This window comes from Clostridium intestinale, assembly GCF_035905475.1.
Taxonomy (GTDB): Bacteria; Bacillota; Clostridia; order Clostridiales; family Clostridiaceae; genus Clostridium_T; species Clostridium_T intestinale.
The window spans coordinates 3,270,916-3,286,651 of the sequence record NZ_CP121166.1 but is presented as its reverse complement, the minus strand read 5'-3'; the positions used below and the strand labels follow the sequence as shown (position 1 = coordinate 3,286,651).

The 15,736-nt window shown below is 30.6% G+C and carries 15 protein-coding genes; 11 read left to right on the top strand and 4 right to left on the bottom strand.

Translation table 11 applies throughout. From position 1 onward, the window contains the following. Window positions 1-204: 204 nt before the first annotated feature. From murI to P8F83_RS16880, 6 genes are all read left to right on the top strand, one after another. Window positions 205-984, top strand: a complete 780-nt coding sequence (gene murI / locus P8F83_RS16905) for a glutamate racemase (protein WP_326511969.1) — start codon at window positions 205-207, stop codon at window positions 982-984. A gap of 180 nt (window positions 985-1,164) precedes the next feature. Then, entirely contained in the window at window positions 1,165-1,434 is a 270-nt protein-coding gene (locus tag P8F83_RS16900; RefSeq protein WP_021804312.1) for an STAS-like domain-containing protein, read from the top strand. A gap of 175 nt (window positions 1,435-1,609) precedes the next feature. After that, a complete protein-coding gene (locus P8F83_RS16895) occupies window positions 1,610-2,128 on the top strand; it encodes a peptidylprolyl isomerase (RefSeq protein ID WP_326511968.1) in 519 nt (172 codons plus the stop codon). 17 nt (window positions 2,129-2,145) lie between these two features. Next, the gene (locus tag P8F83_RS16890; RefSeq protein ID WP_315110132.1) at window positions 2,146-2,514 is read left to right on the top strand and encodes a DUF3783 domain-containing protein; all 369 of its coding nucleotides are present in this window, start codon (window positions 2,146-2,148) and stop codon (window positions 2,512-2,514) included. Then, window positions 2,515-3,210: a helix-turn-helix domain-containing protein gene (locus tag P8F83_RS16885; RefSeq protein WP_326511967.1), complete on the top strand. Its 696-nt coding sequence runs from the start codon at window positions 2,515-2,517 to the stop codon at window positions 3,208-3,210. Between the two features lie 170 nt (window positions 3,211-3,380). Further along, window positions 3,381-4,730 (top strand): peptidoglycan-binding domain-containing protein, encoded by a 1,350-nt coding sequence (locus tag P8F83_RS16880; protein ID WP_326511966.1) that lies wholly within the window; start codon window positions 3,381-3,383, stop codon window positions 4,728-4,730. A gap of 44 nt (window positions 4,731-4,774) precedes the next feature. Here P8F83_RS16880 and P8F83_RS16875 read toward each other — a convergent pair whose 3' ends face one another. Both P8F83_RS16875 and P8F83_RS16870 read right to left on the bottom strand, forming a co-directional pair. Beyond that, window positions 4,775-5,680 (bottom strand): radical SAM protein, encoded by a 906-nt coding sequence (locus P8F83_RS16875; RefSeq protein ID WP_326511965.1) that lies wholly within the window; start codon window positions 5,678-5,680, stop codon window positions 4,775-4,777. Between the two features lie 27 nt (window positions 5,681-5,707). Beyond that, complete coding sequence (locus tag P8F83_RS16870; RefSeq protein WP_326511964.1) at window positions 5,708-6,769, bottom strand: YkvI family membrane protein; 1,062 nt, start codon at window positions 6,767-6,769, stop codon at window positions 5,708-5,710. 147 nt (window positions 6,770-6,916) lie between these two features. On the opposite strand from P8F83_RS16870, the gene P8F83_RS16865 reads away from it, so the two are divergent. From P8F83_RS16865 to nifJ, 3 genes are all read left to right on the top strand, one after another. After that, window positions 6,917-7,987 (top strand): hypothetical protein, encoded by a 1,071-nt coding sequence (locus P8F83_RS16865; RefSeq protein WP_326511963.1) that lies wholly within the window; start codon window positions 6,917-6,919, stop codon window positions 7,985-7,987. 43 nt (window positions 7,988-8,030) lie between these two features. Next, complete coding sequence (mnmL, locus tag P8F83_RS16860; protein WP_326511962.1) at window positions 8,031-8,960, top strand: tRNA modification radical SAM protein MnmL/YtqA; 930 nt, start codon at window positions 8,031-8,033, stop codon at window positions 8,958-8,960. Window positions 8,961-9,112: 152 nt separating this feature from the next. After that, window positions 9,113-12,643 (top strand): pyruvate:ferredoxin (flavodoxin) oxidoreductase, encoded by a 3,531-nt coding sequence (gene nifJ / locus P8F83_RS16855; protein ID WP_326511961.1) that lies wholly within the window; start codon window positions 9,113-9,115, stop codon window positions 12,641-12,643. Window positions 12,644-12,842: 199 nt separating this feature from the next. Here the strand turns inward: nifJ and P8F83_RS16850 are convergent, their stop codons facing one another. After that, window positions 12,843-13,016 carry a DUF3787 domain-containing protein gene (locus P8F83_RS16850; protein ID WP_326511960.1) on the bottom strand — a complete coding sequence of 58 codons (174 nt, stop codon included), beginning with the start codon at window positions 13,014-13,016 and terminating at the stop codon, window positions 12,843-12,845. A 185-nt stretch (window positions 13,017-13,201) separates the two neighbouring features. Here P8F83_RS16850 and P8F83_RS16845 point away from each other — a divergent pair, with 185 nt between their 5' ends. Together P8F83_RS16845 and P8F83_RS16840 are read left to right on the top strand one after the other, a co-directional pair. Further along, the gene (locus P8F83_RS16845) at window positions 13,202-13,627 is read left to right on the top strand and encodes a flavodoxin (RefSeq protein ID WP_073020331.1); all 426 of its coding nucleotides are present in this window, start codon (window positions 13,202-13,204) and stop codon (window positions 13,625-13,627) included. 35 nt (window positions 13,628-13,662) lie between these two features. Beyond that, a complete protein-coding gene (locus P8F83_RS16840; protein ID WP_326511959.1) occupies window positions 13,663-14,289 on the top strand; it encodes a DUF3793 family protein in 627 nt (208 codons plus the stop codon). Window positions 14,290-14,329: 40 nt separating this feature from the next. On the opposite strand, the gene P8F83_RS16835 is transcribed toward P8F83_RS16840, so the two are convergent. Further along, entirely contained in the window at window positions 14,330-15,505 is a 1,176-nt protein-coding gene (locus P8F83_RS16835) for a class I SAM-dependent rRNA methyltransferase (RefSeq protein WP_326511958.1), read from the bottom strand. Window positions 15,506-15,736 lie beyond the last annotated feature (231 nt).

Sequence of the window (15,736 nt, the reverse complement as noted above, 5' to 3'; positions counted from 1 at the left end):
ACACCTCATAAGTTAAGAATATGTATAATTATACTATAAATTATCGTAATAAGCCATAATTTGAAAGGTAATTAGTTATAATTAGACATGAAAAAATTAAGACATAATGATGTAAAATAATCATAATGAAAAATGTATTTATTTATAGTATATAAAGGTATAAAATAATTGGTAGAAGAACATAAGTTGATGGAGTGATATGATATGAGCGAAAATATGAAAGATAGGCCTATAGGTTTTTTTGATTCTGGATTAGGTGGCTTAAGTGTTATGAAGAAAGCAATAGAAGATATGCCAGAAGAAGAATTTATATATTTAGGAGATTCTATAAATGCTCCATATGGAATTAAAGAAAATATAGAGATAAAAAGGTTAACTCTAAATGGTATAGAGTTTCTTATAGATAAAGGAGTAAAGGGGATAGTAGTAGCTTGCAATACTGCTACATCTGTTGCTATAGAAGATTTAAGAATGAAGTACAAGGACATTCCTGTAATAGGAATAGAACCTGCCTTAAAGCCAGCTGTAGAATTAAAGAGAGATGGAAAAATAATTATAATGGCCACCAATGCTACATTAAAGGAAAAGAAATTTGAGAAATTAATGGGAAAATATGCACAGGATAATGTAATAGTACCTCTCCCATGTCCTGGATTAGTGGAATATATAGAAAACGGCATTTTAGAAGGTACAGAAATTGATGATTTTTTAAGGAATTTATTAAAGGAACATATTGGCAGTAAAATAGGATCAATTGTATTAGGCTGCACCCATTATCCATTCATTAAAAAAGCAATCTCTAATATAGTAGGAGATGAAGTAGCTATTGTTGATGGTAGTAAGGGTACTTCTAGAGAATTAAAAAGACAATTAATGGAGATGAAATTAGTAAGTGATAGAAAAAGCAGAGGGAATATTGAAATTTTTAATACTTTGGGAAAAGACAAAATAGATTTATCGTTTTCATTAATAAATGTAAAATAAAGTTTTAAAAATTTAAGGAATTCTAAAATCCTTAAATTTTTTTATAAAAAACTTTGTTAAAATATTGACAAAAAACTAGCAAGCTGATATTATAATAATATAAAGTAAATATTCAGAAAATTTAAAAAAAGCAATGAATTAAGATTAAAATATATTAAAAATATTAAGGGGTGCGTTGTTATGGAAATAAGAGTAATGGATTATTTAGGAGAAAACTTTGCAATAGAGGACGCAATATTACTAAGAAGCGTTATATCAGACAATATTGGAAGTGATATAGTTCTAGACTTTGATGGAGTTGATAGAATTCCTTCTACATTCCTATGCTGCTTGTTCAATGACTTGATATATGCCCAAGGAAGAGACTTCATTATTAACCACATTAATGTGAAAAACTTATCAAATTATGCTGACTATTCAAGAGTAGTAAAAGGAACAACATTTAATTAATAGAATTTGCCCATATGAAGCTATCCATTTGGATAGCTTTTATATTTTTATAAAATAGTATATAATCATTAATAAATGACAGGAATTATTTGGTGAGAAAAATATAATAATATATTATGAAACTAAATAAACCTAAGTAATTTATTAATTTTTTATATTTGGAAGGAGATTAAAAATGACTAAACCTTTAGTAACAATAACTATGGCAAATGGAAAAGAAATAAAAGCAGAGCTATATCCAGAGATAGCTCCAAATACAGTAAAGAATTTTATAAGCTTAATTAATAAAGGATTTTACAATGGATTGGTATTTCACAGAGTTATACCAGGATTTATGATACAAGGAGGATGCCCAGAAGGCGTTGGAACTGGTGGACCTGGATATTCAATTAAAGGTGAGTTTTCAGCTAATGGCTTTAAAAATGATTTAAAGCATACTAAGGGAGTTCTTTCAATGGCTAGAGCTATGCACCCAGATTCAGCAGGAAGCCAATTTTTTATTATGGTAGCAAACTCTCCACATTTAGATGGACAATATGCTGGATTTGGAAAAGTTATAGAAGGATTAGATGTGGTTGATGAAATAGTAAGCGCAAAAACTGATTTCAGTGATAAACCATATGAAGATCAAGTTATGAAAGAAGTTAAAGTAGATATTTTTGAAGAAAAATACGACGAACCACAAACTCTATAAATCAAGGAGAAAATAGTATGTTAAACAATCATAAATCTATATTAATTTATGGTCTTGATAAAGAGGGACAGCAGGCATTGATAGCGCCTAATTATAGTACTATTGTTATCTCAAAAGAAATGGCTAATATGAAACTTAAAGAGATTATAGATGGTTATAAGTTTGAGAGCAATGATAAGGAACTTCCAGAAGAAAAAGTAGTTATATTTAACAACTTCACTGATGAAGAACTTCAAGGAATGATAAAACTAATTAGAGCTGTAGCACCAGGCTGTATACTTGCAGTAGTTACGCCAACATCAATAGATTGGACATTTGCATATTTAGTTGAGCATTTGATGGAAGAAAGAGAGTGGTACAGAAGTCAGCAGAAAGGAAGAGCTTAGTTGAGTAGAGTCGGAGATAGGATAAAGATAGCTAGAGAAAGTAGTGGATTATCACAAAAAGCATTAGCTAAAAAACTTGGATTAGCAGAGAAGTATGTTAATGAAGTTGAGCTAGGTAGAAAAGTTATAAGCGAAGCTTTAATAGCTAAAATAGGGAAAGTTCTAAACACAGATTTAAATGATATCAGCATGGTTGTTACAGATGAAGATCTGAAAAAGGAACAACATATTGAAGCTCCAAAGAAAAAAAATTCTTCTGTTTCAACGCCTAAGATGAATTTATCAGAAGTAAATGAAGATTGGAGCAGTGCATTTAGTTCTGTATTAAAAAAAGTACCTATTTACAACTATAATTTTGATAAAGAGTATGGTTACAGGGAACTGCCTATTCATTCAAACAAAATAAATGGATATTCAGTAGATAAAGTTTTTTATATATCAATTGAAGAAAATGATATGATGGGCTTTAGAATAGTAAAAGGTGATATAGCCTTAGTACATTCTGTAAAAGAAATTGAATCTAATGGTATATACTTAATTGAACACCAAAATAGTAGAGTGATAAGACAAATAAAGAAATTAGATGGAAATAAAATTCTATTAATAAGTAATAAGGGATCTATAAGTACTGAGACAGTTAATAGTAAAGAAATTAAGCTTTTAGCTAAATTAGATTTATTAGAAATTAAGTTATAAAAAGATAAGAAGTTATGGAGAAATTTCCTGACTTCTTATCTTTTTTATTATATATTTATTTCCAAAAACATAAAATGTTATATATAGTGTTTGAGGGGTGGTCATCGTTATAATTGAACATCTTTTAGCACAATATGAAATTTAAAACCATATAATGGATAATAGTAATTATGATAAAGGAGTTTTATGTTTTGGCAATTGGTAGATTAAAAATGCAATGTCTTTTAAAAGGAAGATATATACCTGTTGATAATTGTAAGATAACAATTACGCCTCAAAATGGTGAGGCACAAACCTATACACTTTCAACTGATAGCTCTGGATTGACTCCAGAGATAGATATCACAGCACCTCCTTTAGAATATTCTCAACAACCTATGGAATTAATGCCATATAGTTTATGTGATATCGCAGTAGAAAGAATTGGATTTAATCCTGTTTTTATAAGGGGATGTCAAATATTCCCTGAGAATACAGCTATTCAGGAAGTTAATCTAGATGAAAATATGCAAAGAGCTGAAAGGGCAGAGATAATAAATATAGAGGCTAATACTCTTTTTGGAAACTTTCCTCCTAAGATACCTGAGGATCCAGTTAAACCACTTCCACCACCATCTAGCGGAGTAGTATTATCTCAGCCAGTAGTACCAGAATTTATAATAGTTCATCAAGGAGGACCAAATTCTGCAGGTACAGACTATACAGTAAGGTATAACGACTATATAAAAAACGTAGCATCATGTGAGATTTATTCAACATGGCCTGAAACAACTATAAGAGCGAATATATTTTGCATAATATCTTTTACATTAAATAGAATCTATACTGAATGGTATAGAGGAAAAGGAAAGCCATTTGATATAACAAACTCAACAGCTTTTGATCATGCATTTAATTATGGAAGAAATGTATATGAGAACATAAGTGTAATTGTAGATGAAATTTTTTCAACTTATATAAAGAGACAAGGGGCTAGACAACCTCTTTTAGCTCAATACTGTGACGGAGTTAAGGTTCAATGTCCAGGATGGCTAACTCAATGGGGAAGCAAATATTTAGGCGATCAAGGAAGAACTCCTTATCAAATAATAACTAACTTTTATGGAAGTGATGTTGAGCTTACTACAGCTGAGCAAGTACAAGGAATTCCTAAATCATATCCAGGATATACTTTGACAATTGGTTCATCTGGTACTCCTGTAAGAACAATTCAAGGATATTTAAATAGAATATCTCAGAATTACCCACTTATACCTAAGGTAAGTGTTGACGGACAGTATGGAGCTAAAACTGCTGAATCAGTAAGAGTATTTCAAAGTATATTCTCTCTTCCACAAACAGGGAATGTAGATTATGCTACATGGTATCAGTTGTCTAATATTTACGTAGGAGTTACTAAGATAGCAGAATTAAGAGGCACTGATGATGATAGGAATAGAATATTTGTACCACCTAAAGGAATTACGGATTTTTATAATCCAGTAACACCTTCATTTGTATATTCAGATGATTTATTATAAATATGTAAAAGTAAAAGAGCTAGGGTATCCTAGTTCTTTTGCTTTTAAACACCTTCATTATTAAATTTAGGAACAAAGGTATTAGAATCTGTGCCGCTCTCTTGGATAAAACCTTTAGTTATACCTATAGAAACTGCATAATCAATTAAAGAATCATAATGTTTAGGGTTTAGTGATTTATTTATTTCAGGGAACTTAAAGGCCTTGTTAAGAGGAGTATATTGATTCATTAAGCTTATATAAACAGAATCACTAAATAATGAATATATCTCATCTAATACTTTCTTAGAATCAAATAAAAGACCAGGAAGCATTAAATGCCTTATTATTAACCCTTTTTTTACAATTCCATTACCATCAAACTCAACTGCTCCAACCTGTTTAAACATTTCTTTCAAAATAGAAATAACATTATCATGATAATTATTAGAGTCGGAATATTTAAGTGCATATTTATCATTAAAATATTTAAAATCAGGAAGATAAACATCAATATAACCTTCTAAAAGCTTAATGGTTTCTATAGAATCATACCCATTAGAATTATATACTATAGGGATAGATAAACCATTATTTTTAGCTATCTTTATAGCTTCAATTATTTGAGGAACATAGTGAGTTGGTGTAACTAGATTTATATTATTAGCTTTTTTTGCTTGAAGTTCTAAAAATATTTTACTAAGTCTATCTATAGAAACTATCTTACCGTTATAATCTTGACTTATTTCATGATTTTGACAAAACACACAAGAAAGATTACAGTGAGAAAAGAATACTGTTCCAGAACCATTTTCACCAGAGATACAAGGCTCTTCCCAGAAATGAAGTTCAGCTCTTGCTACCTTTAAATCTACTCCTGCTTTACAGTATCCTAACATTCCTTTTGTTCTGTTAACTCTACACTTTCTGAAACATAATATACAACTATCTAATTCATTCATATAGTTCATAATAACACCTCAGAAAGATTATACATCCTAATGGGATTTTAACCAATACTGCTTTACGTAGAAAAATACACATTGGAAAATAAATAGTAGACTAAGTACACCAAATACAGGATACAATACAGAAATTAAATTAGTGAAACCTATTTGAGAAATAGGTAAAGCAAATAAAATAACTATAAATATTCCTTTCTTAAAAGAAATATTAAAACTCTCCTCTAAGCTCTTACTTATCGAATATACATCTGATACCTCTGTAGAGAACATTTCTAATAATATTATTATAAGAAGCATAACTTGAATAACTTTACCAAAACGATTAGCTATATATAATAATGGAATCTCATATCTGTATATATAAGGCTGATTAAGCATTAGCATAATATTAATTAATATACATATAACAGTTAATCCTATAGCACCTAATGTAATTCCCCAGATTAAGGTGCTTTTCTTTTTAATTTCTTTGCTAAGAGGAGCTAGTACACCACTACAGCAAAGGATATTATAACCTGAGTATAAAATAGTAGATAAAATCCAATTGCTTTTCTGAACTGGGAATGAGACTAATGTCTTTATATTTATTGCATCTCTATAAAAAAATACGTAAAGAAGCATAATAGTAACTATGACCGTTATTAATGATGGGACTATAAAAGAATTTATTTCAATAAGTCCTTTAGTTCCTCTGAGTAATGTTAATATTGCGAATACTGCCATAATTAAGGTTCCTACTAATTTTGGAATTCCAAAAAATTGATTAAGTAAAGCACCAGAACCAGCTAAGATTATTGAGGCACTTGATATTATATATAAAGTTGTAATTGAACCTAATATTTTGCCTAAAATATTAGGACTTACTTTATTTATAACATGAGAATAAGAATTTAAATTATAATCTACACTAATTTTAGATATTATAGAGCCCATAATTATATAAAATATTCCACATATAATTATTCCAATAAAACTTTTAATACCGTAAGAAGTAAAAAATTGTGTTATCTCTTTACCAGAAGCTAAGCCAGCACCTACTATGGTTCCTATAAATACGGCAGCGACTTGAAAGATTTTTTGGATTTCTTTACTCAAATATATCCCTCCTTGGTCTAAATATGTTAACTCACCTATGATAAATATATATATTTACTTAACCGTTTATTCCAGTATTAGCAGAATAAATACTTTAAATTATTTTGGAAAAGCTAATAATATAAATTAAAATTTGGAGGGATAAAGGTGAAGAGATTTCTGGCTTTTTTTATAATAGTTATAATGAGTACATTTTTTGGGGGATGCTCACAAAAGGAGAAAGATACTGAAGAAACTATACAAGATGCTTTTGATTACGAAAAGGGACAAAAGATAGCTGATCAATACATAGAAAATCTAGCTAAAGGACAGTTTCAATTGTTAGAAGATTTAAGTACGCCAGACCTAAGCAATAGTAATAAGTTAATAACAGAAAAAGGCGAAAAAATTATATCTTATAAAAAGATGGATACTAAAGAAACAGGAAAGAGTATGTACTACAGATATAGAGTTAATAGATGCAAAGAAGGATCTCCAAGAACTGATTTAGATGATATAATCATCCAAGTTGAGAGAAGTGAAAATGGCTATCTAGTATCAGATGTAACAGCTTCAACAGAAATAGAAGTATTTTCAACAGCTTCATCTCTACGTGTAAAATATAAAGATGAGGTTAGAAATTACTTGCTCTTAAGAATAAATAATTTACCAAAAGAAACTTACCCTAAGATAAATAAAGCTCCTATATATAAAGAAACAATACCAACAGAAGAATTTGGGAGTATAAATCTTGCTTATGAAGGCAAAAAGATAGCTATAACATCAAAAGATAAAACTAAGACCTTTATAGGGATAGTTGAAATAGATTCAGAAGAAAAAAAGAAATCAACAGCTGATACAGGAAATTCAGAGATGACAGAGCAATTAGAACTTTTGGAAAGACCTATAGGTAAAAAGATAATACCTTTGGATTTAATATATGATAAAAATGTAGAACAGCTTATCTTTTCTAAAGATGAAGATTCACTAGTAGTTCAGTATTCTGAGGCTAATAAGGGAAAGGGTATAAATATATATAAATCAAATAGTGGTGAGCTTCAAGATGTAAGGCTTGATGACATGTTCCCTAGAGAAAAATATAATGTTTTGATAAATAAATTAAATGAAAAAGATTTATACGTAAAAATAACTCCATTAGAAGGAGTAAAAGGAATAAGAGAAGATGTCATAGGGGAATATTCCATAAATTTAAGGGATTTAAATATAACCAAACTATAATATAATACTTATATAAGATAATATTATAGAAAAAGGTGAGAACATGGATAATAAACTTTGGGGGAATAAAAGATATCTAAGCTTAAATTATTTTTTAAGAGAGAAGTTTGGAGAAAAGATATTTAAGATATCCTTAGATGCTGGATTTTCTTGCCCCAATAGAGACGGAAAGATAAGTAAAGGCGGATGTTTATTTTGCAGTGAAAGAGGTTCAGGTGATTTTGCTGGAGATAGGAATTTTTCAATAGAAAATCAGTTTGTTGATATAAAAAATATGATGGCTAACAAATGGAAAAATGGAAAATATATAGCTTATTTTCAAGCGTATACTAATACATATGCACCAATAGATATCTTAAAGGAAAAATATGATGAGGCTCTTAAACAAAAGGATGTTGTAGGCTTAGCTATAGCAACAAGACCAGATTGTTTATCAGAAGAGGTTTTAGACTTATTAGAAGAGATAAATAAAAAGGTATATGTTTGGATAGAGCTAGGTTTTCAAACGGTAAGTGATGAAACAGCGAGACTTATCAATAGAGGTTACACATTAGATGTTTTTGAAAAAGCTTTAGAGGATTTAAGAAAAAGAAATATAGATGTTGTTGTACATACTATATTTGGATTGCCTAAGGAAAATAAAGAAGATATGCTTAATACCATAAGATATTTAGCTGATAAAGATATTCAGGGAATAAAATTTCATCTTCTTCATTTGATGAAAGATACACCAATGGTAAAACTATATGAAAAAGGAATGATAGAGTTTCTATCTAAGGAAGATTATATAGATTTAATATGTCAATCAATTTGCATGTTACCACAAAATGTAGTTGTACATAGGCTAACAGGAGATTCTCCAAGAGAGCTATTAATAGGACCAATGTGGAGCTTAAAAAAGTGGGAAATATTAAATGAAATAGATAAAACAATGGAAGATAATGATTATTATCAAGGGAAATTTAAAAAATAGTTAGAAGGAAAAACAGAGTAGATATTTTTATCAACCCTGTTTTTTTTATTTACTAAAGTTTTGTGTATGGGAACAGTAGGCAATTGGAATAATATTTTAAGATTAGTAAAAAAATAGTTTAGCAAAAGTTTTTTAGAGGAGGGTTAAACCTAATGAAAAAAATAATGAAAACTATGGATGGGAATGAAGCAGCAGCTTATGCATCCTATGCATTTACAGATGTAGCAGCAATATATCCTATAACTCCATCAACACCTATGGCTGAGGGGGTAGATGAATGGGCGGCTCATGGTAAAAAGAATATGTTTGGTCAAACCGTAAAGGTTGCTGAGATGCAGTCAGAAGCAGGTGCAGCAGGTTCAGTACATGGATCACTTCAAGCAGGAGCATTAACAACTACTTACACAGCATCTCAAGGATTATTATTAATGATTCCTAATATGTATAAAATGGCTGGAGAGTTATTGCCAGCAGTGTTTCATGTAAGTGCTCGTGCTATTGCAACTCATGCTCTCTCTATATTTGGAGACCATCAAGATGTTATGGCATGCAGACAAACAGGTTTTGCTTTATTAGCGTCCTCAAATGTTCAAGAAGCAATGGATCTTGGATGTGTAGCACATCTTTCAGCAATAAAAGGAAGAGTTCCTTTTGCACATTTCTTTGATGGATTTAGAACCTCTCATGAATACCAAAAGATTGAGGTTATTGACTATGAAGATTTATATAAAATAGTGGATCATGATGCCATTCAAGCATTTAGAGATAGAGCGTTAAGTCCAGAACATCCAGTAGCTAGAGGTACAGCTCAAAATCCAGATGTATATTTTCAAGGTAGAGAAGTTTCAAATCCATTCTATAATGCAATACCTGATATCGTAGAAGAATACATGGTAAAGATAGAAAATATAACAGGAAGAAGATATCATCCTTTTGATTATTATGGAGATCCAAATGCTGAGAACATAATAGTAGCTATGGGTTCTGTATGTGATACCATAGAGGAATCTATAGATTATTTAAGAGGAAAAGGAGAAAAAGTCGGAGTAATTAAAGTTCATTTATATAGACCATTTTCAACTAAATACTTCTTTGATGTGTTACCTAAAACAGTTAAGAAAATAGCCGTTTTAGATAGAACTAAAGAACCAGGGTCAATAGGAGAACCACTTTATCTAGACGTAACTAAACTTTTTTATAATGAAAGTGAAAAACCAGTAATTATTGGAGGAAGATATGGTTTAGCGTCTAAAGACACAAGGCCATCACAGATTTTAGCTGTGTTTGATAATTTAAAACAACAAAATCCTAAAGATAACTTTACTATAGGTATAATAGATGATGTTACTAATACTTCGTTAAAAGAAGGACCAAGTGTAGAAACCACAGCAGAAGGAACTATAAGTTGCAAGTTCTGGGGCTTAGGTTCAGATGGAACTGTTGGAGCAAACAAATCAGCAGTTAAAATAATTGGAGATAATACAGAACTATATGCACAAGCTTATTTTGCTTATGACAGTAAAAAATCTGGAGGAAGTACCATATCTCATTTAAGATTTGGAAAGGAAAGAATAAGATCCCCTTATCTAGTTTATGAAGCAGATTATATAGCTTGTCATAATAGGTCTTATGTGTATAACTTTGATGTAATAAAGGGATTAAAGAAAAACGGTACATTTGTACTTAATTGTCCTTGGAGTGAAGCTGAATTAGATGAAAAACTGCCAGCATCACTTCGTAGATACATAGCAGAAAATAATATTAATTTTTATACAATAGATGCAGTAGGAATAGCTAGAAATATAGGACTTGGCGGTAGAATCAATATGATAATGCAAAGTGCCTTCTTTAAGCTTGCAAAAGTTATCCCAGTAGAAGATGCCGTTAATTATCTTAAAACCTCAGTAGAAAAAACTTATGGCAAAAAGGGTCAAAAAATAGTTGATATGAACAAAGCAGCTATAGACCAAGGAACAGAAGCCTTAATAAAAGTTAATATACCTGAAACTTGGAAAAATGCAAAAGATGAAGCTGTAAAAGAAAAAGATGAACCTGAATTTGTAAAGAAAATTCAAAGAGTAATGGCTAAAAATGAAGGCGATGATCTACCTGTTAGCGCATTTGTGGGATTTGAGGATGGAACATATCCACTTGGAACCACTGCATATGAGAAGAGAGGAATAGCTGTAATGGTTCCAGAGTGGCAGATGGAAAAGTGTATTCAATGTGGTCAATGTGCGTATGTGTGTCCTCATGCAACTATTAGGCAATTTTTATTAGATGAAGAAGAGGCTAATAATAAACCTGAAACTCTAGTAACAAAACAAGCAACAGGAAAAGGGTTAGAGAAGTATCAATATCGTATTGCAATAAGTCCATTAGACTGTACTGGTTGTGGTAACTGTGCAGATGTATGTCCAGCTCCAGGAAAAGCCTTAATTATGAAATCAGCAGAAGAACAAATAGAACTTCACAAAGATCACTGGGAATTTGTTATGACCCTTAAACCTAAAGAAGATTTAATGGATAGAAATACATTAAAAGGAAGTCAATTAATAAGACCGTTATTAGAATTTAATGGAGCATGTCCTGGATGTGGAGAAACTCCATACATAAGACTATTAACTCAATTATTTGGTGAAAGAATGATGATTGCAAATGCAACTGGATGTTCTTCTATTTGGGGAGCTAGTGCTCCATCAATTGCTTATACAACTAATGCAGAAGGAAAAGGTCCAGCTTGGGCAAATTCTCTATTTGAGGATAATGCAGAGTTTGGATATGGTATGTATTTAGGAACAAAGCAAATAAGAGCTAAATTAGCAAGTCTTATAGAAGAAGCTGCTAACTCTGATATTGATGAAGAATTAAAAGAAGCCTTTAACTCATGGTTAACAGGAATGGATAGTGGAGAAGAATCAAAGCTTGCAAGCAAAAAGATTCTTAGCTTATTAAAAGATGGAAAATATTCTAGTGATGAAAAGCTTCAAGAAATCTTAAAGAGAAAAGACTATTTAGTAAAACAATCTCAATGGATAATTGGAGGAGATGGTTGGGCTTACGATATTGGATTTGGGGGCTTAGACCATGTATTAGCTTCAGGGGAAGATGTAAATATATTCGTAATGGATACAGAAATATATTCCAACACTGGTGGTCAATCTTCTAAATCAACTCAAATAGCTGCTATAGCTAAATTTGCAGCGAGTGGTAAAAAAGTAAGAAAGAAAGACCTTGGAATGATGGCTATGAGTTATGGCTATGTGTATGTTGCACAGATTGCTATGGGTGCTAACATGAATCAAACAATAAAAGCTATAAAAGAAGCTGAAAGCTATAAAGGACCATCAATAATTATAGCTTATGCTCCTTGTATAAGTCATGGTATCAAGATCGGTATGGGAAGTAGCATAAAAGAAGAAAAGAAAGCAGTAGACTCAGGATACTGGCATCTATATAGATACAATCCACAACTTAAGGATGAAGGAAAGAATCCATTTATGCTTGACTCAAAAGAGCCTAAGGAAAGTTATAAGGACTTCTTAAATGGAGAAATTCGTTTCTCATCACTAATGACTGTATTCCCAGAAATTGCAGATAAGATGTTTGACGCAGCTGAAAAAGATGCAAAAGAGAGATATGGAAACTACAAGAGATTATCAGAAATGAATTTTAGTGAATAGTTTTAGCTAAGTAGATATGTATCTAAGTAAATAATTAGATACGTAATTGCATACTTAATTATCTAAGTATCTAATTATTTAAGTATCTGATTATCTAATTACCTGATTACTTAATTACCTAATTATCTAATTATTTATACACCAATAGATTATTAGTAGCATAAAAAGAGGCATCTCACTTTTTGAGACGCCTCTTTTTTTACTTCTCGTTAGCATCTACCCAATCCTTTGCATTACGTACTTCAGACACATTAGGTATAGATACCTTTGATACAGGTTTTAAATCTTCTATGTTTGCCCAAGCGGCAGTTTCATGCTTTTCTATAGGTAAAGACATATCCTTTTCTTTTTCATTAATATTTTTCTTAGTCATATAATCACAATCCTTTCTTGAAATATATTAGCTTTATTAGTATTTGCAAGATTAATGATATATTTCATATATTCTTAATGGTTAATGAGGAAAAATAAAACAATATTGCTATTGATTAACCAAGAAAAAGTTGTTAAAATAAAAACATAAATATTAATGAAAATCATTATCATCAGGAGGGAATTATGAAAAAGGTAGCAGTAATTTATTGGAGTGGTTCAGGTAATACTGAAGAAATGGCTAATTTAATAGCAAAAGGAGCTACAGAAGAAGGTGCAGAAGTTAAAGTTCTTTTAGTTTCAGATGCAACACTTGAAGATGTTAAAGATGCTGATGTAGTTGCTTTAGGTTCACCAGCTATGGGGGATGAAGTAATTGAAGAAGGCGAAATGGAACCATTTGTTGAATCTATAAGTGGTGTTATAACAGGAAAACCTGTAGGTTTATTTGGATCATACGGCTGGGGTTCAGGAGATTGGATGGTTAGCTGGGTTGCTAGAATGAATGATTATGGTGCAAATGTTATAGAAGAAGGATTAATAGTAAATGAATTCCCACAAGGGGAAGAAGCTGATAAATGCGTTGAATATGGAAAGAAAATAGTGAAATAATAATCATAAAGTATTTTTTAGAGAGAGGTAGAAGAATGGAAAAAGAGAATAAACTTTTTTTTGAAATACTTAGTAAAATGGGTGAAGAAGAGTATCTAAAAAACTTTTTTACTTATCTGTTATCTCCAGTCATAGCTGGTATTAAACCATCTTCTACTATTACGTTAACAAGAGGAGCAAAAGGTTTATACAATCTATGGCAGTCCATGGGTAAAAATTTTTTAGATGAAATAGGATTAAAGTCTATAAATTTAAGAGAGGATGACAAGTCATTAGTTGCTCTTGTTTATAATGAAAATGCTCTAGAAGATACATTGTCTCAAGAATGTAATTTAACTTTTCTTGAAGACATAGGGTATTGTAGAGAGGATGATATAGATAATTTATTAAGTGGCTTGATATCTAGATATAAAGAGGTTCATTGTCCTCACGAATTAGGTATATTTTTAGGTATTCCACTTGAAGATGTAAAAGCATTTATGGAGTGTACTAGAGAAAATTGCTTAATGTGTGGATATTGGAAGGTGTATGGTGATAAAGAAAAAGCTACTAGGATATTTAATCATTATGATAAAAGCAAAGATATAGCAATGAAAGGTATTATGAAAGGGATAACCCTTAATAATATAATTTATGATATAAAAGAGAATTGGTATATGTAGAAAAGAGAGTTCCTGTGGGTAAGGAGCTCTCTTTTTAGAATTAAATAACTTGGAATATGTAGAATTTTAAATAATATGATTCATCTGATCCCCAAAGTATAGGATGGTCTGAAGATTGAGTTCTAAATTCCACTTGACGAAGTTGTCTTTTAGCATCTTTTGCAGCATCCATAATTGTCTCAGAAAGCAGCTCCTCACTCATATAATGAGAACAAGAACAAGTAATTAAATAACCGCCTTTTTTAACCATCTTAAGGCCTCTAAGGTTTATTTCCTTGTAACCTCTTTTAGCACCTTTTATAGTATCTCTGCTTTTTGTAAAGGCTGGAGGATCTAAAATAACAACATCATATTGTTTACCTTCTTTAGACCAGTCAGCTAAAACATCAAAAGCATTATGACATTCAAACTTAACTGTATCAGATAAATTATTAAGCGTTGCATTTCTAGTTGCAAAATCAACAGCATGTTGAGATATATCTATTCCTAATACAGATTTAGCACCAGCTATTCCAGCGTTTAAAGCAAAAGATCCAGTGTGAGTAAAGCAGTCTAATACATCTGCATCCTTACATATTCTGTGGATAGCTTTTCTATTTTCTTTTTGATCTAAAAAGAAGCCTGTCTTTTGACCATTTTCAATATCTACATAATACTTAACTCCATTTTCAACTATTTGAACCATGGTATCAAAAGGTTCTGTTAAGAATCCTTTCTTTTGTTCTAGTCCTTCAATTTCTCTAGTTGAAATATCACTTCTTTCGTAGATTCCTTTTGCATTAAAATCTTCTTTTAAAATTTTAACAACAGTATCTCTGTATTTATCCATACCTAAAGTAGATATTTGAATTACATAATAATCTTCAAACTTATCTACAGTAAGACCAGGAAGAAAATCCGCTTCTCCAAAAATAAATCTACAAGAAGAAGTATCTATTATTTTTTCTCTATACTGCCAAGCCATAGAAAATCTTTCTTTAAAGAAATCTTCGTCTATTTCTTCCTCAATGTTTTTAGTCATTATTCTTATAGTAATCTTTGATTTATCATTAACATAACCCTTGCCTAAAAATATACCCTTAAAGTCATAAACTTCAACTATGTCACCATTAACATAGTCTCCATCGTATTCATTTATTTCATTGATATATATCCAAGGACGTCCGTGTAGAAACTTTTTGGTTAAACCTTTATGTAAATAGAATTTACAATCCATAATTTCACTCCTTAAATTAGGCATCTTCAAAAAATAAATAAGTCAGTATGCTCGCCTATTTTGTGTTCTACTGCGTCAACAGAATCCTTAGATAGCACTACTATCTTCGGAATCTGTTTCCTTGTATAACTCAAAATATACTTCGCATCTTTGACTTGGTATTTATTTTCAGATGCCTTAAACTAATATAAATTATAGCATAAAAGATTTGATTTACTAGAGGGCATTATT